The sequence below is a fragment of the Sphingopyxis sp. genome (assembly GCF_036402335.1).
Taxonomy (GTDB): Bacteria; Pseudomonadota; Alphaproteobacteria; order Sphingomonadales; family Sphingomonadaceae; genus Sphingopyxis.
In genome coordinates this window covers 1-19,846 of sequence record NZ_DASWTD010000473.1, presented here as the reverse complement: position 1 = coordinate 19,846, position 19,846 = coordinate 1, and the positions used below count along the sequence as shown (strand labels likewise).

At 64.7% G+C, this 19,846-nt stretch carries 22 protein-coding genes and 1 tRNA gene; 15 read left to right on the top strand and 8 right to left on the bottom strand.

All coding sequences use genetic code 11. The features are described from left to right. The 4 genes from VGD20_RS15485 to VGD20_RS15470 all read left to right on the top strand — a co-directional run. Positions 1–277 (top strand): alkaline phosphatase D family protein (locus VGD20_RS15485; protein WP_331135306.1); only part of this gene is annotated, 277 nt, incomplete at its 5' end. 66 nt (positions 278–343) lie between these two features. Continuing rightward, a complete protein-coding gene (locus tag VGD20_RS15480; RefSeq protein WP_331135305.1) occupies positions 344–667 on the top strand; it encodes a metalloregulator ArsR/SmtB family transcription factor in 324 nt (107 codons plus the stop codon). Continuing rightward, positions 664–1,089 carry an SRPBCC domain-containing protein gene (locus VGD20_RS15475; protein ID WP_331135304.1) on the top strand — a complete coding sequence of 142 codons (426 nt, stop codon included), beginning with the start codon at positions 664–666 and terminating at the stop codon, positions 1,087–1,089. Before VGD20_RS15480 ends, VGD20_RS15475 begins: the two co-directional genes overlap by 4 nt. 19 nt (positions 1,090–1,108) lie before the next feature. After that, positions 1,109–1,324: a hypothetical protein gene (locus VGD20_RS15470; RefSeq protein WP_331135303.1), complete on the top strand. Its 216-nt coding sequence runs from the start codon at positions 1,109–1,111 to the stop codon at positions 1,322–1,324. Between the two features lie 4 nt (positions 1,325–1,328). Here the strand turns inward: VGD20_RS15470 and VGD20_RS15465 are convergent, their stop codons facing one another. Continuing rightward, on the bottom strand, positions 1,329–2,252 hold the full coding sequence (locus VGD20_RS15465; RefSeq protein ID WP_331135302.1) for a crotonase/enoyl-CoA hydratase family protein: 924 nt from the start codon (positions 2,250–2,252) through the stop codon (positions 1,329–1,331). 344 nt (positions 2,253–2,596) lie between these two features. On the opposite strand from VGD20_RS15465, the gene purC reads away from it, so the two are divergent. Beyond that, positions 2,597–3,376, top strand: coding sequence for a phosphoribosylaminoimidazolesuccinocarboxamide synthase (purC, locus tag VGD20_RS15460; RefSeq protein ID WP_331135301.1), 780 nt, complete (start codon positions 2,597–2,599; stop codon positions 3,374–3,376). A 65-nt stretch (positions 3,377–3,441) separates the two neighbouring features. Here purC and VGD20_RS15455 read toward each other — a convergent pair whose 3' ends face one another. Further along, on the bottom strand, positions 3,442–5,433 hold the full coding sequence (locus VGD20_RS15455) for a lipoxygenase family protein (protein ID WP_331135300.1): 1,992 nt from the start codon (positions 5,431–5,433) through the stop codon (positions 3,442–3,444). A 228-nt stretch (positions 5,434–5,661) separates the two neighbouring features. Between VGD20_RS15455 and VGD20_RS15450 the strand changes: the two genes are divergently transcribed. The 3 genes from VGD20_RS15450 to VGD20_RS15440 are packed head-to-tail and all read left to right on the top strand — an operon-like array spanning position 5,662 to position 10,270. After that, positions 5,662–6,738: a diguanylate cyclase domain-containing protein gene (locus tag VGD20_RS15450; RefSeq protein ID WP_331135299.1), complete on the top strand. Its 1,077-nt coding sequence runs from the start codon at positions 5,662–5,664 to the stop codon at positions 6,736–6,738. 42 nt (positions 6,739–6,780) lie between these two features. Further along, on the top strand, positions 6,781–9,672 hold the full coding sequence (locus VGD20_RS15445; RefSeq protein WP_331135298.1) for a M16 family metallopeptidase: 2,892 nt from the start codon (positions 6,781–6,783) through the stop codon (positions 9,670–9,672). Positions 9,673–9,694: 22 nt separating this feature from the next. Beyond that, positions 9,695–10,270: a Slp family lipoprotein gene (locus VGD20_RS15440; protein WP_331135297.1), complete on the top strand. Its 576-nt coding sequence runs from the start codon at positions 9,695–9,697 to the stop codon at positions 10,268–10,270. Positions 10,271–10,435: 165 nt separating this feature from the next. On the opposite strand, the gene VGD20_RS15435 is transcribed toward VGD20_RS15440, so the two are convergent. The 3 genes from VGD20_RS15435 to VGD20_RS15425 all read right to left on the bottom strand — a co-directional run bounded on the left by VGD20_RS15435 (position 10,436) and on the right by VGD20_RS15425 (position 11,836). After that, positions 10,436–10,855 (bottom strand): addiction module antidote protein, encoded by a 420-nt coding sequence (locus VGD20_RS15435; RefSeq protein ID WP_331135296.1) that lies wholly within the window; start codon positions 10,853–10,855, stop codon positions 10,436–10,438. Positions 10,856–11,079: 224 nt separating this feature from the next. Next, on the bottom strand, positions 11,080–11,562 hold the full coding sequence (gene bfr / locus VGD20_RS15430; RefSeq protein ID WP_331135295.1) for a bacterioferritin: 483 nt from the start codon (positions 11,560–11,562) through the stop codon (positions 11,080–11,082). Positions 11,563–11,662: 100 nt separating this feature from the next. Next, the gene (locus VGD20_RS15425) at positions 11,663–11,836 is read right to left on the bottom strand and encodes a (2Fe-2S)-binding protein (RefSeq protein WP_037513974.1); all 174 of its coding nucleotides are present in this window, start codon (positions 11,834–11,836) and stop codon (positions 11,663–11,665) included. Between the two features lie 217 nt (positions 11,837–12,053). Between VGD20_RS15425 and VGD20_RS15420 the strand changes: the two genes are divergently transcribed. The 3 genes from VGD20_RS15420 (at position 12,054) to purQ (ending at position 13,769) form a co-directional block, all read left to right on the top strand. Next, positions 12,054–12,680 carry a class I SAM-dependent methyltransferase gene (locus tag VGD20_RS15420; RefSeq protein ID WP_331135294.1) on the top strand — a complete coding sequence of 209 codons (627 nt, stop codon included), beginning with the start codon at positions 12,054–12,056 and terminating at the stop codon, positions 12,678–12,680. Positions 12,681–12,858: 178 nt separating this feature from the next. Continuing rightward, the gene (purS, locus tag VGD20_RS15415; RefSeq protein ID WP_331135293.1) at positions 12,859–13,089 is read left to right on the top strand and encodes a phosphoribosylformylglycinamidine synthase subunit PurS; all 231 of its coding nucleotides are present in this window, start codon (positions 12,859–12,861) and stop codon (positions 13,087–13,089) included. Between the two features lie 14 nt (positions 13,090–13,103). Then, positions 13,104–13,769 carry a phosphoribosylformylglycinamidine synthase subunit PurQ gene (gene purQ / locus VGD20_RS15410; protein ID WP_331135292.1) on the top strand — a complete coding sequence of 222 codons (666 nt, stop codon included), beginning with the start codon at positions 13,104–13,106 and terminating at the stop codon, positions 13,767–13,769. On the opposite strand, the gene VGD20_RS15405 is transcribed toward purQ, so the two are convergent. Together VGD20_RS15405 and VGD20_RS15400 are read right to left on the bottom strand one after the other, a co-directional pair. After that, positions 13,731–14,129, bottom strand: a complete 399-nt coding sequence (locus tag VGD20_RS15405; RefSeq protein ID WP_331135291.1) for a hypothetical protein — start codon at positions 14,127–14,129, stop codon at positions 13,731–13,733. The two genes, purQ and VGD20_RS15405, sit on opposite strands and share 39 nt — an antisense overlap. Positions 14,130–14,148: 19 nt before the next feature. Then, on the bottom strand, positions 14,149–14,898 hold the full coding sequence (locus tag VGD20_RS15400; protein ID WP_331135290.1) for a queuosine precursor transporter: 750 nt from the start codon (positions 14,896–14,898) through the stop codon (positions 14,149–14,151). A gap of 72 nt (positions 14,899–14,970) precedes the next feature. Between VGD20_RS15400 and VGD20_RS15395 the strand changes: the two genes are divergently transcribed. From VGD20_RS15395 to VGD20_RS15380, 4 genes are all read left to right on the top strand, one after another. Further along, positions 14,971–15,047, top strand: a tRNA-Arg gene (locus VGD20_RS15395). A 219-nt stretch (positions 15,048–15,266) separates the two neighbouring features. Continuing rightward, positions 15,267–16,322 (top strand): hypothetical protein, encoded by a 1,056-nt coding sequence (locus VGD20_RS15390; RefSeq protein ID WP_331135289.1) that lies wholly within the window; start codon positions 15,267–15,269, stop codon positions 16,320–16,322. A 116-nt stretch (positions 16,323–16,438) separates the two neighbouring features. Next, positions 16,439–18,712 carry an FdhF/YdeP family oxidoreductase gene (locus tag VGD20_RS15385; RefSeq protein ID WP_331135288.1) on the top strand — a complete coding sequence of 758 codons (2,274 nt, stop codon included), beginning with the start codon at positions 16,439–16,441 and terminating at the stop codon, positions 18,710–18,712. An 8-nt stretch (positions 18,713–18,720) separates the two neighbouring features. Further along, positions 18,721–19,353 carry a DUF1345 domain-containing protein gene (locus VGD20_RS15380; RefSeq protein WP_331135287.1) on the top strand — a complete coding sequence of 211 codons (633 nt, stop codon included), beginning with the start codon at positions 18,721–18,723 and terminating at the stop codon, positions 19,351–19,353. On the opposite strand, the gene mobA is transcribed toward VGD20_RS15380, so the two are convergent. Next, positions 19,348–19,846: molybdenum cofactor guanylyltransferase (gene mobA, locus VGD20_RS15375; RefSeq protein WP_331135286.1), on the bottom strand; the 499-nt coding region annotated here is incomplete at its 5' end. The two genes, VGD20_RS15380 and mobA, sit on opposite strands and share 6 nt — an antisense overlap.

Sequence of the window (19,846 nt, the reverse complement as noted above, 5' to 3'; positions counted from 1 at the left end):
CATCGAGATCGCGGGGCAAAGCGTCACCTCGCCCGGATATGAAGGCTATACGTCGGGTATTTCGGACGCCGCGCGCGTCTCCGCGCTGCGGCACGCGTCCCCCGAACTGCAGTGGGCGAATACCGAGGATCGCGGCTATGTGACCGTACGGCTGACGCGCGATCGCGTGACCGCGAACTGGCACAATGTCGAGACGATCCGCAGCCACACGCCCGCGCTCAAGGCAACGCACAGCATGACCGCGACGCGCGGAAGGCGGAAATACGACGCCGCCTGACAGGGTGTTGACACATTCATAACTAGTTGGTTATGGGATCGTCCATAGCCAAGGAGTTATGGATTAATGGCATCATCCCCCGACCTTCTGTTCAAGGCGCTCGCCGATCCCAGTCGGCGCGCGATCTTCGAACGATTGTGCCTCGACGGCGAACAGACGGTCGGTGGGCTCACCGCGGGTGCCGGCATTTCGCAGCCCGCGGTCTCCAAACATCTCGGCGTGCTCAAGCAGGCGGGGCTGGTGCTCGACCGGCACGAGGGCCGCCAGACGCATTACAGCGCGCAGCAACGCGCGCTCGCGCCGCTCGTCGACTGGACCGGGCGCATGAACCGCTTTTGGGAAGCGCGGTTCGACGATCTCGAAGATTTGCTGAAAAGGATGGATCAATGACCGATAACGAGGTGCGTACCGTGACCGTCGAGCGCGAAATCCCGCACCCGCCTGCAAAGCTCTGGCGCGCGCTGACACAGCAGCACCTGATCGCGGAATGGCTGATGAAGAACGACTTCGGCCTCGACCTCGGCCACCGCTTCCAGCTGCGCGGCGACTGGGGCCATGTCGACTGCGAGATCCTCGACGTCGATCCGGAACGGAGCCTTTCCTACAGCTGGAATTACGCGCACGACGATCCCGCCTACGCGCTGGAAAGCACCGTGACCTTCACGCTCGAACCGACGCCTGCGGGGACACTGCTGCGCATGGAGCAGGTCGGCTTCCGCCCCGACCAGAAGCAGGCCTTCGGCGGTGCCAAGGGCGGCTGGAAGATCCACCTCGAAAATCTCGAAAAGGTCGTCGCGGGCCTCGACGCATAATTCGGACAGGGAGAGAGTTATGAACTGGAGCCTTTGGATCCGGCAGTTCCACCGCTGGGTATCGATCCTCTTCTCGGCGATCGTGCTCGCGATTTTCGTGATGCTCGGCGCGGGACAGGAACCCGCCCAATGGGTCTATTACCTTCCGTTGCCGCCGCTTTTCCTGCTGATATTCTCGGGCCTCTACATGTTCTTTCGGCCCTATCTCAGGAAGCGCGGCAGCGCGGCTGGCTGAGCCATCATCCGTACGGCGGCGTATCCTCGAACTCGGCGAACCACGGATAGTCGTCCGCGACGCTGACGGTGAAGTTCGCGGGGCGCTTTTCGAGGAAGCTCGACACGCCCTCGGCGGCATCGGCACTGCGCCCGCGTGCGAAGATCGCGCGGCTGTCCCAGCGGTGCGCGCTCATCGGGTGCGGCGCGCCGAGCATGCGCCACAACATATGGCGCGTCAGCGCGACCGACACCGGCGCGCTGTGGTCGGTCAGTTCGCGCGCCTTCGCGATCGCGGCGTCGATGAGGTTGCCGGGCGCGTGGACCGACTGCACGAGGCCCTTCGCATGGGCTTCGGCAGCATCGATCAGGCGACCTGAGTAGCACCAGTCAACGGCATTCTGGATGCCGACGAGGCGCGGCAGGAACCAGCTCGACGCCGCCTCGGGCACAATGCCGCGCCGTGCGAAGACGAAGCCATAGCGCGCGGTGTCGCTCGCGAGGCGCGCGTCCATCGACAGCGTCATCGTCGCGCCGATGCCGACCGCGGCACCGTTGATCGCGCCGAGCACGGGTTTCTTGCAGTCGAAGATGCGCATCGACACGCGCCCGCCCGAATCGCGGATCAGCGGGTGCGACCAGTCGATCGTGCCGTCCGCGGCGACCGGGCTCGCCGCCGTGCCGCCCGGCAGGATCGCCTGCTTGTCGGTGCGCTTGTCGTAATCGAAGGTCGCCGCGCCCTGACCAAGGTCGGCGCCGGCGCAATAGGCACGGTCGCCCGATCCGGTGAAGATTACCGCGCGCACGCCATCGTCGGCGTCGCATTCGTCGAGCGCGGCGACGATCTCGAGCATCATCTCGGTGGTGAAGGCGTTCATCCGGTCAGGCCGGTGCAGCGTCAGCAGCGCGATGCCCTCATGGCGGTCGAGGCGAATCTGGTCGAAGCTCATCCATCTCTCTCCTTGATTTGCCATCATGGTTGCAAGCGAGGGTGGGGATGGCAAGCACTTTACGTAAACGTAAAGAATGATCCTCCCTGTGCCGTAGGCATGGGGAGGGGGACCGCTCGCGAAGCGAGTGGTGGTGGGGCGATGGCGCGCCGCATGGCCCCTCCGTCAGCGCTTCGCGCTGCCACCTCCCCATCGCTTCGCGACGGGGAGGATCGCTTTTGACGCCGGGGATGACGTGCCCGACCTTTGCCGCTATAGGCCGCCCCGTCGCCCCGGCGCCGCGCTCGCACACGAGTCGCTTTGCCGGGGTCATTCATTTGGTTCCGACAGAAAGTTTGAACGCCATGGCCCGTCGCCGCCAGATCTACGAAGGCAAAGCCAAGATCCTTTACGAAGGCCCCGAACCGGGCACGCTGATCCAGTATTTCAAGGACGATGCGACCGCGTTCAACGCGCAGAAACGCGGCACGATCAACGGCAAGGGCGTACTGAACAACCGGATTTCGGAGCATGTCTTCACCTTGCTCGGCAACATCGGCGTGCCGACGCACTTCATCCGCCGCCTCAACATGCGCGAACAGCTGATCCGCCAGGTCGAGATCGTGCCGATCGAAGTGATCGTGCGCAACGTCGCCGCGGGCACGCTGTCGAAGCGCCTCGGCATCGAGGAAGGGACGCAGCTTCCGCGCACCCTGATCGAATATTGCTACAAGGACGACGCGCTCGGCGACCCGCTCGTCGCCGAGGAGCATATCGCCTGCTTCAACTGGTGCAGCCAGGACGAGCTTCACGACATCCAGGACATGGCGATCCGCATCAACGACTTCATGTCGGGCATGTTCGCCGCGGTCGGCATCCGCCTTGTCGACTTCAAGCTCGAGTTCGGAAGGCTCTACGAAGGCGATTTCAGCCGCATCATCCTCGCCGACGAGATCAGCCCCGATGGCTGCCGTCTGTGGGACATGGCGACGAACGAAAAACTCGACAAGGACCGCTTCCGCCGCGACCTCGGCGGCGAAGTCGAAGCTTATCAGGAAGTCGCGCGCCGGCTCGGCCTGCTGCCCGAGGGCAGCGAGAATGCCGTGCTCGACCTCGAAAGCCACCGGAAGAAAAAGGGCAGCTGAGCTTCCCGAACCCCGGCAATGAAACGAACCCCGGCTTTTGCCGGGGTTCGCGTTTTTGCAGCAGCCTAGATATTGATGCTCGTTGGAATGAGGCTCGGCCGCAGATAGGGATAAGGCTGCATCCGCTCGGCATTGCGCTGGACGATCTCGGCCTCGACGCCCGTCAGCGCCGCCTGGAACCACGCCAGCGGCCCCTCGGCCGCGGTCACGCGCGGGTCCTGGAACCATTTCGGGTAAGGGAAGGCGTTGCTCCGATAATCACCGAGCGGGCGGTAATGCACCGATCCCAGCAATTCGAGCACGTTCAATTGTTCGAGCGCGAGCGCCATCGGCGGCATCATCGCGAGCCAGCCCGCCTTGTCGTGCCCGCGCTGGCCATTGGGTGCCACCTGCCACCCGGCGCCGGTGACCGCGGGGGCAAAGGCCATGATGTCCTTTTGCGGGAAGTTCACCGCCGCATGCTGCGCGCTCGCGGTGAACATCACCATCGTGCAGATTTCGGCGAGTTGCTTGCGGGTCGCGACGGGTCCGAAGCCCTTGATCTTCGCCTCGCCCGCAAGGCAGGTCGCCCATGCCGCCAGCTCGGTGTCGGCGACGACATCGGCATCATGCGCATAATAGAGATCGACATATTGCCGCGCCCATTCATGGATCGCGTCCCACACGAGCAGCGCGTCGTCGCGGTACGGATAATCGGCGAGCGCCGAGTCCACACCGACGCCGCGCGCGACAAGGTCGGCGTGGAGCATCTTGCCATAGAAATCGAACGCAAGGCGCGCATCAACCGCCGCCGTCTGGCTCGACGCGATCGTGCCCGCGAAAATATGATCGATCGGGCCGCCCGCCGCGATCAGCGAGGTCGCCGCCTGTTCGTTGATGAACAGCGTGCCTTCGAAATGGGGCACGAGCAGCGCCCAGAGCGGATGTATTTCGGCAAGATGGCGGTGCGTCGCGACCGCGAATGCCTCGATCACCAGATGCGTACGCGCAAGGTGGGCGAACAGTTCGTGGTAATTGCCATCGGCGACCTGCACGACGAACTTCGCCATTTCCCAGCCCCATATCTTGTCGGCGACGGGCGAGGGGGTGAATATCGGATAATCGGCAGGATCCTGCCCGCACTGGATCGCGACGGGGACCAGCGACGACCCGCCCGGCGGGACCGCGAACAGTGCCATCGGTTGCCAGGCATATTTTGCCATAGTGCCATAGGTGCCGGGATCGAGCACCTCGAGCGGCTTGTAATCGAGAATGAACAGACGCCCGTCGGCAAGCGCCGCCGCCAGCGTGTCGCCACCCACGACCGCGGCATATTTCGCGGCGCTGAGCGGGAATTTGGCGGGCAGTGCGTCGCCGACTGCGGTGATCAGCATGCAGTTCGGCCCCTGCACGCGCAGCCGCGCGAACTCGCTGTCGTCCTGGAACATATAGCTGATGCCGGGAACGGGCAGCGTCGCGAACAGCGCGCGATACGCCTCGATGCTGCGCGGGGTCTTGCTGCCGAGGCCTTGGGCTTCGTCGACCTTCATCAGCTCTTCGAGGCGATCCTTGTAGCCCTTGAGCAGCGCGACATGCGCGTCGCGTTCGGCGGCGGCGACGGCATTTTCGACATCGCCGATCATGCGCGCAAAGATATTGCCGCCGGTGTGGACGCCATGTTCGGCGGCGATCTTAGCGGCCGATGCCTCGATCGCGTCGCATTCGGCCAGCGCGGCTTCATATTCGGCGCGCGGGCTGTCGAGCTCTCCCTTGTCGACCCCGCCAAGCTTCACCGTCAGCGCGTTGCGCACGATGTCGAGCCCGACACCGATCAGGATCACGAACCACGCGATCGTCGGCTCGTCATTCTTCGGCACGTCGGTGGCCAGCGGCACGCCGGGAAGCGTCGCGACGTCGGTGGTCCACACATAGACCGCCTGCGCCGCGGTCAGCTGCGCCGCGCGCGCGGTCTGCTGCGCCGCGGTGTCGTTCTGCGGCAAGGTCGGATCGGCCGACGGCATCGGCGCTGTCGGCGCGGCGGGTGTGGACGAGGTCAGCGGCGGCAACGGATAAGACATGGGTTGCTCCTGTCGGGCGCAAAAGGATCGGCGACGCCTATCGCGAAACATGGTTAATATTTCGCAAGCCTGCCGGTCCCGGAGGCCCGTAGGCAAATGATAAGCCGCGATTTCGATCCTTAACTCCTGCTTTACCCGTGCTTGCTATCTCCCCCTCCCATGACGGGGGTCCATCATTGGCTGCGCACGCGCATTTTTCCGCCGATTCCGGAAGCGATTCGGGACGACGTGGCGATCCTGCGCGCCAACCGCGTCGAAACGCTGACCCCGATGCTGTTCCTGATGCTGGCGGCGACGACGCCGACGGCGATCTATGGCGGGGTGGCGACCGTCCATCCGGCCATCCGCATCGGTTTTCCGGTCACGCTTGCGGTGATCGGGGTGCTCGGCTTCCTGTTCCTGATGCACAATCGGGGGCGGCGGATGAGCGTGCGCCGCGCGCGGCGCATGATCGTCGAATCGACATGGTTATCGGGTGTGACCGGTGCGATGTGCAGCATCTGGACGGTGACCAACTGGCTCGCCGCGCCGCCGGCGACGCACAGCTATTATGCGATGATCATGGCGATGGGGTCGCTCGCCACGGCTTATTGCCTGTCGTCGATCCGCTTCGCAACCTTCGTCAATCTGATCATCGGGCTGGGGCCGGTCTCGGTCCTGATGCTGACGTCGGGCAATCCGCCCGAAATCGCGGCGGGCACCAGCCTCGTCGTCGCGACATTGTTCCTTTTGCGGATGGTCGTCCAGCAGCATGGGCAGGTCATCGACCTGCTCGAACTTCAGCGACAGATGCGCGAGCTTGCGCACACCGATCCGCTCACCGGCCTGGCCAACCGCCGCGAATTCGACATGCGGCTCGACGAGGAGATCGCCGCGGCCGATGCGGGCAAGCCTTTTGCGATCGCGCTGCTTGACCTTGACGGGTTCAAACCGGTCAACGACCGGCACGGTCATGCGATCGGCGACCTGCTGCTTTGCGAAATCGCAAAGCGGCTGCGCGGCGCGTGCGGCGACCATGCCGTCGTCGCGCGGCAGGGGGGTGACGAATTCGCGATCCTCGTCCATGCCGGATCGCCGTTGCTCGACACATCGCTCGCCGACCATATCCTCGCGGCGCTCGCCGCCCCGTATCGGATCGGCGGGCGGCCGATCAGCGTCGGCGCCAGCATCGGCACCGCCGTCTGGCCCCGGCATGGCGTCACGGCACGCAAGCTTTTCGAAGTCGCCGACACCGCGCTCTATGCGGCAAAGGCGGTTGATCGCGGCCCCACGTCGTCCGTCGAAAGCATCGGCCGGATGGCATGACGATGGCTTGACCGCCCGCAGGGCGGTCGCCAAACCGGTTCGATGACCAAAAGCCTTGTCCGGCGTGCCTCGACCGCGCTGTCGCCCCTCGTCCTCCTCATCGCCAGCACCGCCCCGGCCTGGGCCAGCGAGGCTCCCGCAAAAACCGCTACGGCGACGATCAATCCGCAGGACGCCGCCGCCAGGGCGTGGAACTTCGCCGCCAGCGATGTGCCGGTCGACCCGAACATCGTCTTCGGTGTGCTTCCCAACGGGATGAAATATGCGTTGCTGAAAAACAGCACGCCCAAGGACAGCGTCGTGCTGCGCATGCGTTTCGCGGTCGGCAGCTTCGCCGAGGCCGAGGACCAGCGCGGGCTCGCCCATTTCCTCGAACATATGGCGTTCAATGGATCGACCAATGTGCCCGAGGGCGAAATGATCAAGCTGCTCGAACGCAAGGGACTGGCGTTCGGCGCCGACACCAATGCGTCGACGGGCTTTGACGAGACGATCTACAAGCTCGACCTGCCCAATGCCTCGGATGACCTGATCGATACCGGGCTGATGCTGATGCGCGAGACCGGCGGCAATCTGACCATCGATCCCGCCGCGGTCGACCGCGAGCGCGGGATCATCCTGTCCGAACGGCGCGCGCGCGACACCTACCAGCTGCGCAACCTGGTCGACCAGCTCGATTTCCAGATGAAGGGGATGACGGTCGCAAGCCGCATCCCGGTCGGCACCGAAGAGGTGATCCGGACCGCCCCCGCGGCGCGGCTGCGCGACCTTTACGACCGCTATTACCGTCCCGAGCGGGCGACGCTGGTGATGGTCGGCGATTTCGATCCCGCGGCGGTCGAAGCCAAGATCAAGGCGCGCTTTGCGGACTGGAAGGGACGCGGTTCCGCCGGCGCCGACCCCGACATCGGCAATGTCGATTACAGGCGCGCAGCTGCCGCCGACGATTTCGTCGATCCCGCGATCCAGGATTCGGTCACGATCGCGAGCTTCAAGCCGTGGGTCGACGAACCCGACACCAAAGCGAAGCGCGCGCGCAGCCTCGCCGAGGACATCGGCGAGGCGATCGTCAGCCGCCGGCTTGCGAAGATCGCGCTGAACGAAGATTCGCCGATCCTGACCGGCTATTTCAGCGACGCCGAAGGATGGAAAAAATTCGATCAGGTCACGGTCGGCGCCATCGCCAAGGAAGGCGCGTGGAAAGAGGCGCTCGCGCTCGTCGAGCAGGAACAGCGCCGCGCGATCCAGCATGGATTCACGCAGGCCGAGGTCGACGAGCAGCTCGCGAACCGCCGCACCGCGCTCAAGAATGCCGTCGCGGGCGTGACGACGCGGCGCAGTGATGCGCTCGCCGATGCGCTGGTCTCCGCCGCCGAAGGCGATTTCGTTTTCGTCCGCCCTGAAACCTCGCAAGCCTTGTTCGACGCGACGACGCCGTCGCTCACCGCCGCAGCGGTCACTGCGGCCTTCCGGCGGCGCATGGAAGGGCTGAGTCTGCCGCTCGTGCGCGTCGCGGTAAAAAAACCGATCGAGGGCGGCACGGCGGCGATCCTCTCCGATTTGCAGGCATCGACGAAAGTTGCGGTCGCCGCGCCGACCGAGGCGGCGAACGCTGCCTTCGCCTATAATGATTTCGGCGTGCCCGGGAAAATTGTCACCGACGAGCGTGTCGAGGACCTCGGCATCCGCCGCATCCGTTTCGCCAACAACGTCATGCTCAACATCAAGAAGACCGATTTCCAGAAGGACAAGGTCATGCTGTCGCTGCGCGTCGACGGCGGCAATCTGCTCGCGACGCGCGACGATCCGACGAAGGTGTCGCTCGCGGGCTCGCTGATGCTCGGCGGGCTCGAGGCGCACAGCCTGGACGACTTGCGTTCGATCCTTGCAGGCAAGACGATCAGCCCGGTGTTCGGCAATTCGACCGATGCCTTCGGCGGGTCGGCCCTGACTTCGCCCGAGGATTTCGCGCTGCAGGCCAAGCTGATGGCGGCGTTCCTGACGCACCCCGGCTACCGCCCCGACGGTCTCGCGCTGATCCGCCGCGTGCTGCCGCAGCAATATGCCGCGAACGACGCGACCCCCGCCGCGGTGCTCGGCCGCGATGCCGGCGGCATTCTCGCGAACGACGACCCGCGCTCACAGACACCGCCGCTCGAAAAGCTGATGACGCTCGACTGGGCGCAGCTGAAGCCCGTCGTTGCCGACAGCTTCGCGCACGGCGCGATCGAGATCGGGGTCGTCGGCGATATTGACGAACAGGCGGCAATCGACGCGATCGCGGCGACGTTCGGCGCGCTCCCCGAGCGCCGCGCGGCTTTCGATCCGCGTACCGATGCGCGCATCCGGCAGTTCGCGGCCGACCGCAGCGAGCGCACCCTGATCCACAAGGGCCCCGCCGAACAGGCCGAACTGCGCGTCTATTGGCCCGCGCGCGACGACAGCGATCTTGCCGAAGCGATGCGGCTCAACCTGCTCGCGCGCGTCATGCAGCTGATGCTGACCGAGGAGCTGCGCGAGAAGCTCGGCGAAAGCTACAGTCCCGGTGCGGCGGCAAGCCTGTCCGACGAGTTCCCGGGCTATGGCCATCTCTTTGCTGCGAGCAATGTCGATTACAAGGATCTCGCAACGACGCGCGCTGCGATCTTTGCCATCACAAAGGAACTGCGCGACAAGCCCGTCGACGCCGACCTGCTCGACCGTGCGCGCAAGCCGCTGCTCGAGGCGATGGTGAAATCGCGGCGCGAGAACAGCTATTGGCTGAACTATGTCGCCGAGGCCGCGAGCCACGCCGATCGCCTCGACCGCAGCCGAAAGGGGGTCGGCGAGGTCGAGGCGGCGACGCCGGCTGAGTTGCAGGCACTCGCGAAGCGCTATCTGGTCGATGACAAGGCGCTGGTGATCAAGGCGGTCAGCGACAAGGCGGGCAAATAACGGGCTGCGGGACGTACCAGACGTGAACGCGAAGCCGATCCTGCCCTTGGCACGGGTGGCGGGCTTGCTGCTCTTCGGCGCGTTGATCGCGCCGGGATCGACGGCCGCATGGGGCCGGCCGGTGGAGGCCGAGCCGGCAGCGACCGATGCGCAGGCCGGGTCTCTGCAGGAGATCGATGCCTTGAGGACGGCCAGGGTCGCTTCGCTCACGCCCGACGAGGCGCTCGACGAACGGCATATCGGCGAACGCGTGCGCTGGGCTGGCGGCGTCTACGGCATCGATGGTCGCTGCCTGACGATCAACTTCTCGCGCAGCGGCGATCATGGCGAACCGCGCTGGACCCCGGAGCCGACCTATCAGGCCTTTGTTGCCTGCGGACCGGGCATCTACGACCCTGAACTCGTGCACGCTTATACCAATGTCACGATCATCGGCCGGATCACCGGCAAGCAATATATCGGCATGGGCGGCGGCGGGTCCGACGGTGCGACCGTCAGCATCGAGCAACTATATCGCTGGTCCGACTGCCTTGCGGGCGATGACAGCCCGGTGTGCAAGCAGGGCTTCCTGACCGCCGAGCCCGTTGCCGAAGAGTAAGCCGGCGAAAGGCCGGTTGCGGCCGGGAGCTGCCGATAGGGATGTGCACCCCGGCGAAAGCCGGGGCCCAGAGCGTAATCGCGCAATGCCAGCCTTCTGACGCCATGAGCCCCGGCTTTCGCCGAGTGCACAAAAGGGACAGCTCACCTACTCCGAAACGGACGATCAAACCCGCCCCGGTGCTCTCGCGCGAATGAAATTCTCCAGCGCGACGAACAGCATCTCGCGCGCGTCGCCGCCGAGCATCTCGGCGGTCAGCCAGTCGAACCGGACGCGGTCGCCGCGCGAGGCGGCGCCGACGACGGCGGCGAGCAGCGCCTCGTCGAAGCTCACGCGCGGGCAGCAGGGCGGGGCTACGGCAAAGGGTTCGGGCCAGATATGCCCGATCGCCTCGACAACCAAGCGGTAGCGCCGTGCGGCAAGGATATTGCCCCAGCGTCGTTCGAGTTCGGGCATCGGGTCGCGCTCGCTGCGGCGGCAGAGGATGCAGTAACGCAGCGCGAGCACCGCCTGCGCCGCTTCGACCGAAAGGTCACGTACCAGCGGCTGCTCGGTCAACTGGCGGATCAGCGCGCTGCTTTGCATGAGGTTCGTTTCTCCCGGCCGATGCAGTCTGTCCGTCCCGTTTTCGAAAAAGATGCCGGCCGCTTTAGCGCAGCTTGAAGTTGCAGCGGCCGGCAGGAGGGGACTGCCCCACCTTGCTATTGAGAATTATTCGCAAATACAAGCGAAAAAAGAGGCGCTCGAAAGCGCCTCTCTTATCAACGGCTTATGGGTGTGGACGTTGCCCGGCGGCCGTCGAATCACCCTCAGTCGTCGTGCGCCGGCTTCGACTGGAGCTGGATATAATTTTCGATGCCCATGCGCTCGATCATCTCGAACTGCTTTTCCAGTTCGTCGACATGATGTTCCTCGCTTTCGAGGATCGATCCGAACAGGTCGCGGCTGACATAGTCGCGGACGCTTTCGCTGTGCGCCATCGCGTCCTTGAGCAGCGGGATCGCTTCTTCCTCGAGCGCGAGGTCGGCTTTCAGGATTTCCTCGACGGTCTCGCCGACGCGCAGGCGTCCGAGCATCTGGAAATTGGGAAGGCCGCCGAGGAAGAGGATGCGGTCGGCGAGCTGGTCGGCGTGCTTCATCTCGTCGATCGACTCTTCGCGCTCGAACTTGGCGAGGCGCGCGACGCCCCAATTGTCGAGCATGCGGTAATGCAACCAGTACTGGTTGATCGCGGTCAGTTCGTTCTTGAGTGCCTCGTTGAGGAAGTCGATGACCTTTTCGTCGCCCTTCATGGTGTCAGTCCTGTCATTTTGTCTTGGAATGGAGTGGGCGCATTATACGCGCCCCGGACCCATCAGGCCAAGGTCAAAAATGGCGGAAAACCAAGAAAAATCAGGCGGTCGCGGCGACGTCGCTGATGATATTGCGAGCGAAAGGCAGGCACTGGCCGCACTTGGGTTTGCGACCCAATTGCGCATAGGCGGCCTTGGCGCACCGCAATTGGCCATCCCGCGCGACATCGCGCAGCTGGCTTTCTCTTATTGCGTTGCAGACACAGACGACCATGTGCGAATCCTTCTCAACAAGCCCGATGTAGGGATAGTGCGACGGATTCGCAACAACAAAGATGCGAGTGGTTCGCATTCCCGATTGATCGTGCGACATCGTCTCCCAGGCCGGACCGCGCGGCCGATTCGCGTCGATTCGCTGGCCGCGAAATCCATCGTGCCGCGGATGGCGTGCCCGGGCCGAATTCCGCTATGACCGCTGCGAGGAGAGAGGCATGAGCACCGACCGCGACACCGTGCAGGCCTATGACAACGCCGCGGCCGATTATGCCGCCGAAGCGGCCGCGATGCCGTCATGGGTCGCGGCGGAGATCGATGCGTTCGTGACCGCGCTGCGCGGCTCGGGCCGGGTGCTCGAGATCGGCAGCGGCGGCGGCCGCGATGCGCTAGCCCTCGAAAAGCAGGGGATCAGCGTCCGGTGCACCGACATATCGAAGGGCTTCGTCGACCTGCTCCGCGCGAGCGGCCTCGAAGCCGCGCTGCTCGACCCGCTGACCGACGACCTGTCCGACCCGCAACGTCCGGGCACGCGTTACGACGGGGTTTGGGCCTGCGCCTGCCTGATCCACGTGGCGCGTGCGGACTTCGGTACGGTGCTGCGACGGCTTGCCGCGGCGACGCGGCCCGGCGGCCGGCTGCACGCCTCGGTCCGCGACGGCGACGGCGAGGATGTCACGATCGAAGGCAGCGCCGCCGAACCGCGGCGCTATGTCGAGACCTATTGGCGCGAGCCCGCTTTGCGCGCCGCGCTCGCCGATACCGGCTGGATCGTTGACGAGGTCCGAAAGTGCGTCGGCAGACCCGGCGACCGGTGGCTGAGCGTCCGGGCTGTCCGTCGATAGGGCGCACCGGGTCCCCGATCGGGATGGCGCTGGTTCCCGTGACGGGCTGCAGGGCGTCGGGTCTGCGAGCCGAAAATGCAGATCGACGCCCGCCGTCGGAGCTTTCGCTTGCCCCCCGCGGCGTTCGCGGGCATAGGCGCGCGCATCTTTCCCGCACCCTCGACGCAAAGGCTCTCCCATGAAAGTGAATGTCTATGTGACGCTCAAGCCGGGGGTCCTCGACCCGCAGGGCAAGGCGATCCATCATGCGCTGGAAGGGCTCGGCTTTGGCGGCGTTGCGGACGTCCGCGCCGGCCGCTTCATCGAGCTCGACGTCGCCGATGGCACCAGCGATGCCGAGCTCGACGCGATGTGCGCCCGGCTGCTCGCGAACACGGTGATCGAAAACTACCGCATCGAACGCCCGTAACAGGAGCCGCGACCATGAAGACCGCCGTCATCGTCTTTCCCGGTTCCAACTGCGACCGCGACATGGCCGTCGCGCTGGAACAGGTCACCGGCCGCGCACCCGCGATGGTCTGGCACCGCGAGAGCGAACTGCCCGATGGCATCGACTTCATCGCGCTCCCCGGCGGTTTCTCCTATGGCGACTATCTTCGCTCGGGCGCGATGGCAGCCCGCTCGCCGATCCTGAGGGCGGTTTCCGATGCCGCGGGCCGCGGCGTTCCCGTGCTCGGCGTGTGCAATGGCTTTCAGGTGCTGACCGAGGCGCAGTTGCTTCCCGGCGCGCTGATGCGCAACGCGGGGCTCAACTTCGTCTGCCGAACCGTGGCACTCAAGGTCGAGAACAGCCAGTCGCTGTTCACCGCCGCCTATAAAGCCGGCGAGATGATCAACATTCCCGTCGCGCACCACGACGGCAATTATTTCGCCGACGCCGAAACGCTCGACCGGATCGAGGGCGAGGGGCGCGTCGCCTTCCGTTATGCCGACGCGGTCAACGGGTCGGCGCGCGACATCGCCGGCGTGCTCAATGATGCGGGCAATGTGCTCGGCATGATGCCGCATCCCGAACGCGCAATCGACCGCGCGCATGGCGGCACTGACGGGCTACGCCTGTTCGAGGCGGCGCTCGGCGTCCTCGCCTGACGCTTCGTCCGGGGTTTCTTCCGGGACCATCCTTGCCCTGGGCTGTAGCCAGCGTCCGACGAGCAGCAGCACCGTCGGCCAGAACATCGTGTTCCAGATATCGTGCCAGTGCGCGCTGTCGGGCTGGATCGCCGACCGGCTGATCTCCGCGGTGACGTCGAGCCATTCGCCGCCGCATGCCATCGCGAGCACCGCCAGCCACGCGGCAAACCAGCCGCCGCGCCAGCGCCAGACCAGTCGCACGAACAGGAACAGCGCCATCCCGAAATAGACGTGCAGCGCATCCTTGCTGAGATCGGCCGAGGCCACGAGCCACAATTTCTGTTCCTGGAACAGCGCGGCGAGATGGACGAGATTCATTATAGGGTCAGAATCCTGGTCAAACCTTGGCGACGAAGGGATTGAAGTCCGTCCCCTCGTCGAACACATCGACGCCCTCGCGCCGCTTGAGCGCGACTACGATGGCGACCGTGAACGGCAGCAGAATGATTTCCCATCCCGTTTTGATCGCCCATTGCGACAGGACGGTTTTCATGAGTTCGCCGGTCGGCCATCCCTCCAGCCCGTAAAAGGCGATCGGATAGAAGATCAGGCTGTCGAGCCCCTGGCCGACGACGGTGCTCGCGACGAAACGCAGCCCCATGCGGCGCCCGTTGTCGGCAACTTTCATCTTTGCGACGACCAGACTGTTTGCGAATTCGCCCGCCCAGAAGGCAAACATCGACGCGAGGACGATCCGCCAGCTATTGGCGAAGACCGCCTCATAGGCCGACTGGTGCGGCCAGCCCGGAGCGGGCGGCAGCGACACGACGACCCACGCCATGAAGGCCATGAACGCCAGCGCCGCAAAACCGGTCCAGATCACCCGCCGCGCGCGGGCATAGCCGTAGACCTCGGTCAGCACGTCACCGATGATGTAGCTGAGCGGGAAGAACATCACGCCTGCGCCGAACGGCCATTCGCCGATCCAAGGCAGTTCGACAACCGACCGCTTCGACGCGCCGATGATGTTCGACAACAGCAGGATGGCGACAAAGGCCGCCATGATCAGGTCGTAATAGCGGAAATACCGCACGCTGGCGGCGCTGACGGCGACGGGCTGCGCCGGCGGAGTTTCAGACTCGGTCATCGGCGTGCTGCTTAACCTGCTTTGCAGCCTACGCAAACCGCGCTATTCGCCGCGCGACGCAAGCAGCGCTGCGCGCCCGTAGCTCAGCTGGATAGAGCACCCGCCTTCTAAGCGGGTGGTCGCAGGTTCGAATCCTGCCGGGCGCGCCATTTTCCGACCGCGCTTCACGGTGCGATACTGCTGCCTGACATATGGTTGCAAATTGCGGTTGCCATGGCAGGCCCATGCTGCCGATCTCCCTTTTCGACCGCCGGCTTTTCAGTCTTTAATAAGCCTTGCGTTCTATTCTCCCGTCACAGATCTCGAGAATGTAAAGTGCAGTGGAACGTGCATTGCCTGCTCTCGCCTTCTGGAACGGAGCAGGACGGATGAGTTTCTCGACGGTCGATTTGACGCACGAAACTGGCCGTCGAGAATTCGGCCTGCGGTTTGCGCAGATGATTCAACACGGAGAGCATCTCGCGGCGGATGCGCTGCTGCGCGACCTTCTGCAGAAGCTTCCGGCCGAGCTGAGCGCCCTTTGTCTCTCGCTGCCGGCGGACGCCGTTCAGGTGAAAGGCTGGGAGCAACTCGCTCTACGGACGGCCGCCGCTGCTACGCAGGCTGGCGGCGTGACGGCAATCGGGGTCGATCTGACGTCGCAACCGGTCGAGCTGGACGCGAACGGCTGCCGCGTTCCACAGTTGGAGACGAACTATTATACGGACGAGGCCTTCGCCTTTTCGAGATCATCGCGGGACAAGATATTGGAGCAATGCGGTCCGGACGGATCGCCATGGCAAGGCAGATTTGCCGACATCGATCGCACCTTGACCATTTGCGGTCTCGATGCGCTCAACGAAAAAATCCTGCGGGGCGAGGCCCGAGCCGCTGCCAATGGACGCGATGCCGACCAAGCCGATTACGCCGTCATCCTTCTCGCCGAATGGTTCCGACATCTGAGGTTTCACCAGGCGGCTTTGCGCGGGCTGGAGGGATATGGAACTATCGGAGCTATCCCGTTGCTCGTCGGCACCAATGACGTGGGGCCAAGGCTGGAGGCAGTTTACTATCCCCACAAAGCGGCAAATATCGTCTTGCCTGAGCCTTCCACGATCGACGCGGACGCTGCGCTAAAGGCGGAGGCCTATGCGCGTCAAACTGACAAAGACATCGAGATGTTGCAAAATACACGCGCTCATCTGCTGGGCAGCCAGTGGGAGGGCGATCAAAGCGGGTACGAGGCGGCGGAGGCCTATGCCAAAAGGGAAGAGAACATCAGCTTCCGGCATAGCCCCGCAATGCAGGAATTCGGCTATTGCCATGAGCTTTCAGAGGATGAGTTCGAGCTCTACATGCAAGCCTATCGTGAGCAACGGGAGGCATATCGGACCAAGTCTCCCTTGCCCGTCGCAAGGCCAACGCGGCGACTGGACGGACGTTGAGCTTCGCAACGGGCTCGCGGCGGTAAGAAGCAAAGCGCGTCCATCTTCATCGATCATGGCGCGCCAATGTCAAAGAGCGATAGATATGCTGCGGCGGCTATGCTTTAGTCGCGGCGATGGCGGACGATAAACCCCGATATAGAGCCTATAACAGCCCCGCCGGCGGCTGGGGTGCCGCGGCCGCCACCGCGAAGGTCCTGCTCGAACAGAGTGTCGTCACCAAGGGATCGCGCGCGCTGCTGTCGATGAACCAGCCGGGCGGCTTCAAATGCCCGAGCTGCGCCTTTCCCGACGCGAGCTGCACCAAGAAGCTCGAATTTTGCGAAAATGGCGCAAAGGCGCTCGCGCACGAGGCGACAAAGTTTCGCGTCACGCGGGAGTTTTTTGCGCAGCACAGCGTCTCCGACCTGATGGCGCAGTCGGATTATTGGCTCGAAATGCAGGGCCGCCTGACCGAGCCGATGCGCTACGACGCCGCGACCGACCATTATGTGCCGGTGAGCTGGGACGATGCTTTCGCGCTGATCGGCACGCACCTCCGTGCGCTCGCCAGCCCGCACGACGCCGAATTCTATACCTCGGGCCGCACCGCGAACGAAACGGCCTTCCTCTATTCGATCTTCGTGCGCGAGTATGGCACGAACAATTTCCCCGACTGTTCGAACATGTGCCACGAGCCGACGAGCCGCGGGCTGCCGCATTCGATCGGGGTCGGCAAGGGCACGGTGATCCTCGACGATTTCGAGCATGCCGAGGCGATTTTCCTCGTCGGACACAACGCCGGGACGAACGCGCCGCGGATGATGACGCCTTTGGTCGAGGCGCGCAAGCGCGGGGTCCCGATCGTCGCGGTCAACCCGATGCCCGAGCGCGCGCTGATCAAGTTCACCGAGCCGCAGGACATCGTGCAGATGGCGACCTTTGGCTCGACCGACATCACCAGCGAGTTTGTGCATATCAAGGTCGGCGGCGACCTCGCGCTTTTGAAGGGCATGATGAAAGTGCTGTTCGAGCGCGAGGCGGCGGGCGAGACCGTGCTCGACCATGGTTTCATCGCCGAGCATACGTCGGGCTTCGACGCGCTGAAGGCCGATATCGAGGCGCAGACTTGGCCCGACCTTGTCGCCGCGTCGGGGATCGACGAGGCGCAGATCCGCCGCTGCGCCGAAATCTACATCCGCTCGAACGCGACGATCATCTGCTACGGCATGGGCGTGACCCAGCATCAGCGGGGGTCAGAGCTCGTCCAGCAGATCGCCAACCTGCTGCTTCTCAAGGGCAATTACGGCAAGCCGGGCGCGGGCATCTCGCCGATCCGCGGCCATTCGAACGTGCAGGGCGACCGCACCGTCGGCATCGACGAAAAACCGAGCCAGGCCTATCTCGACAAGGTCCGCGACGTCTTCGGTTTCGAACCGCCGCGCGGCGAGGGGCATCACACCGTCGAGTCGGTCGAGGCGATGCTGGCGGGCACCGCGAAGGTCTTCATCGGCCTCGGGGGCAATTTCGTCCGTGCAGTGCCCGACACCGAGCGTTCCTACGCGGCGATGCGTAAGCTCGACCTGACCGTCGGCATCGCGACCAAGCTCAACCGCGGACATCTGGTGCATGGCAAGGATGCGCTGATCCTGCCCGTCGTCGCGCGCTCCGAACGGATCGAGACCGCGGCGGGCGAACAGTTCGTGACGATCGAGGATTCGATGTCGAACGTCACCGCCTCGCGCGGCGTCCTCGACCCCGCGAGCCCGCACCTGCTGACCGAGACCGAGATCGTCTGCCGCATGGCGATGGCGACCTTGCCCGACAGCAAGGTCGATTGGGCGAGCTATATCGACGATTACAGCCTGATCCGCGACAAGATCGCCGCGGTTTACCCGGCGCTCTACGAAGGCTTTTCGGAGCGCATCAAGGCGCCGATGGGTTTCCACCTCGACATCCCGCCGCGCCGCCGCGTGTGGGCGACGCCGAACGGCAAGGCGAATTTCCTCGTTCTCCCCGGCCTTGCGGTCAACGCGCCGGTCGCCGATCCCGCCATGCTGCGCCTCGCGACGGTGCGCTCGCACGACCAGTTCAACACGACGATCTACAGCTATAACGACCGCTATCGCGGCGTGTACAATGATCGCATGATCCTGTTCATGAACGCCGACGACATCGCCGCGCGCGGGCTGGAGGCGGGGGCGAAGGTCGCGCTCGAAACGGTCGGCATCGACGGCATCGCGCGCCGCGTCGACGGGCTCACGATCATCGACTATCCGATGTCGCGCGGTTCGGTCGCGGGCTATTATCCCGAGCTCAACCCGCTGCTGCCGCTCGCCTTCTATGACAAGACCAGCGGTTGTCCGGCGGCGAAGTCGATCCCGGTGCGCGTCGTCGGGGCCGCGGATTGACCCCGCCGATGGCCGTCGGCAAACATATCGCGCCCGTTCGTTTCCTCGTCTTTCCGGTCGTGCTGCTCGCGGCGATGGGTGCGGCGCTCGCATCGCATATCGATCCACGCGCCGCCTTCCTGATCGGCTTCGACGTCGCCGCCTTCGTCTTTCTTTGCACCGTGGCGCCGCTGCTCGGCGCCGATGCCGACCAGATGCGCCGCCGCGCCGAATTCAACGATGCGAACCGCGTCGGCCTGCTCGCGATCACGGTGCTGCTCTCGCTCGTCATCCTGTTCGCGGTCGGCACGCTGATCGCGAGCCCGGGCACGCTCGGCCGCTGCGACGTCGTCCTGATCGTCGCGACGCTCGCGCTCGCCTGGCTGTTCGCGAACATCGTGTTCACGCTCCACTATGCGCATCTCTATTATCTGCAAAAGGAGGGCCGCGACCAGGCGGGGATCGAGGTGCCGGGGGTGCACGAACCCGGCTACTGGGACTTCCTCTATTTCGCCTTCACGCTCGGCATGACCTTCCAGACCTCCGATGTCACGATATCGGGCGCGCATATGCGCCGCGTCGTGCTCGGCCACTGCATGGCGGCATTCATCTTCAACATGGGCATTTTGGCGTTCACCGTGAACGCCATCGGCGGATCATGACCCCGAAAGGCGGTCGAGGTCGGCGCTGCTGTTGATATTCGGCGGCACGAAAGCGCTCCGCGCCGCTTGTGCGCCGATCCGCCGGGCAAAGGCCCTGACCGCGAGGTCGCGTCCGTCCTCCAGCATCGCCTTGAGGTCGCGCAGCGATGCGATCGGCCACAATCCGATCACCGGCTGCGTATCCAGAAACGCCGGTGCGGGCTCCAGCAACGCGCGAAGATCGTCTGGCAAACGCACGCAATCGACCGGCGCGGTCAGTAACTGATCGAACCCCCGGTCCGCGGCCTCGATCAAAGCCCCCGCAATGCCCCCGAGCGGCCCCATGTCGCGGCGCGGCCAGTCGGCGACCTCCCCGCGGCCGACGATGATTACTGTCTCGCAATGGGGAGCCAGCGCCGCCCGCGCATGGTCGAGCAAGCTCCGCCCATCCAGCATCGCGAGCGCCTTGTCCGACCCGAAGCGGCGCGACCGCCCGCCGGCGAGCACCGCGCCG

Excerpts from the sequence above, each read along its gene's own strand:
- VGD20_RS15480 (WP_331135305.1), top strand. The coding sequence starts at position 344 with ATGGCATCATCCCCCGACCTTCTGTTCAAGGCGCTCGCCGATCCCAGT.
- VGD20_RS15475 (WP_331135304.1), top strand. The coding sequence starts at position 664 with ATGACCGATAACGAGGTGCGTACCGTGACCGTCGAGCGCGAAATCCCG.
- VGD20_RS15470 (WP_331135303.1), top strand. The coding sequence starts at position 1,109 with ATGAACTGGAGCCTTTGGATCCGGCAGTTCCACCGCTGGGTATCGATC.
- VGD20_RS15465 (WP_331135302.1), bottom strand. The coding sequence starts at position 2,252 with ATGAGCTTCGACCAGATTCGCCTCGACCGCCATGAGGGCATCGCGCTG.
- purC (WP_331135301.1), top strand. The coding sequence starts at position 2,597 with ATGGCCCGTCGCCGCCAGATCTACGAAGGCAAAGCCAAGATCCTTTAC.
- VGD20_RS15455 (WP_331135300.1), bottom strand. The coding sequence starts at position 5,433 with ATGTCTTATCCGTTGCCGCCGCTGACCTCGTCCACACCCGCCGCGCCG.
- VGD20_RS15445 (WP_331135298.1), top strand. The coding sequence starts at position 6,781 with ATGACCAAAAGCCTTGTCCGGCGTGCCTCGACCGCGCTGTCGCCCCTC.
- VGD20_RS15435 (WP_331135296.1), bottom strand. The coding sequence starts at position 10,855 with ATGCAAAGCAGCGCGCTGATCCGCCAGTTGACCGAGCAGCCGCTGGTA.
- bfr (WP_331135295.1), bottom strand. The coding sequence starts at position 11,562 with ATGAAGGGCGACGAAAAGGTCATCGACTTCCTCAACGAGGCACTCAAG.
- VGD20_RS15425 (WP_037513974.1), bottom strand. The coding sequence starts at position 11,836 with ATGGTCGTCTGTGTCTGCAACGCAATAAGAGAAAGCCAGCTGCGCGAT.
- VGD20_RS15420 (WP_331135294.1), top strand. The coding sequence starts at position 12,054 with ATGAGCACCGACCGCGACACCGTGCAGGCCTATGACAACGCCGCGGCC.
- purS (WP_331135293.1), top strand. The coding sequence starts at position 12,859 with ATGAAAGTGAATGTCTATGTGACGCTCAAGCCGGGGGTCCTCGACCCG.
- purQ (WP_331135292.1), top strand. The coding sequence starts at position 13,104 with ATGAAGACCGCCGTCATCGTCTTTCCCGGTTCCAACTGCGACCGCGAC.
- VGD20_RS15405 (WP_331135291.1), bottom strand. The coding sequence starts at position 14,129 with ATGAATCTCGTCCATCTCGCCGCGCTGTTCCAGGAACAGAAATTGTGG.
- VGD20_RS15400 (WP_331135290.1), bottom strand. The coding sequence starts at position 14,898 with ATGACCGAGTCTGAAACTCCGCCGGCGCAGCCCGTCGCCGTCAGCGCC.
- VGD20_RS15390 (WP_331135289.1), top strand. The coding sequence starts at position 15,267 with ATGAGTTTCTCGACGGTCGATTTGACGCACGAAACTGGCCGTCGAGAA.
- VGD20_RS15385 (WP_331135288.1), top strand. The coding sequence starts at position 16,439 with ATGGCGGACGATAAACCCCGATATAGAGCCTATAACAGCCCCGCCGGC.
- VGD20_RS15380 (WP_331135287.1), top strand. The coding sequence starts at position 18,721 with ATGGCCGTCGGCAAACATATCGCGCCCGTTCGTTTCCTCGTCTTTCCG.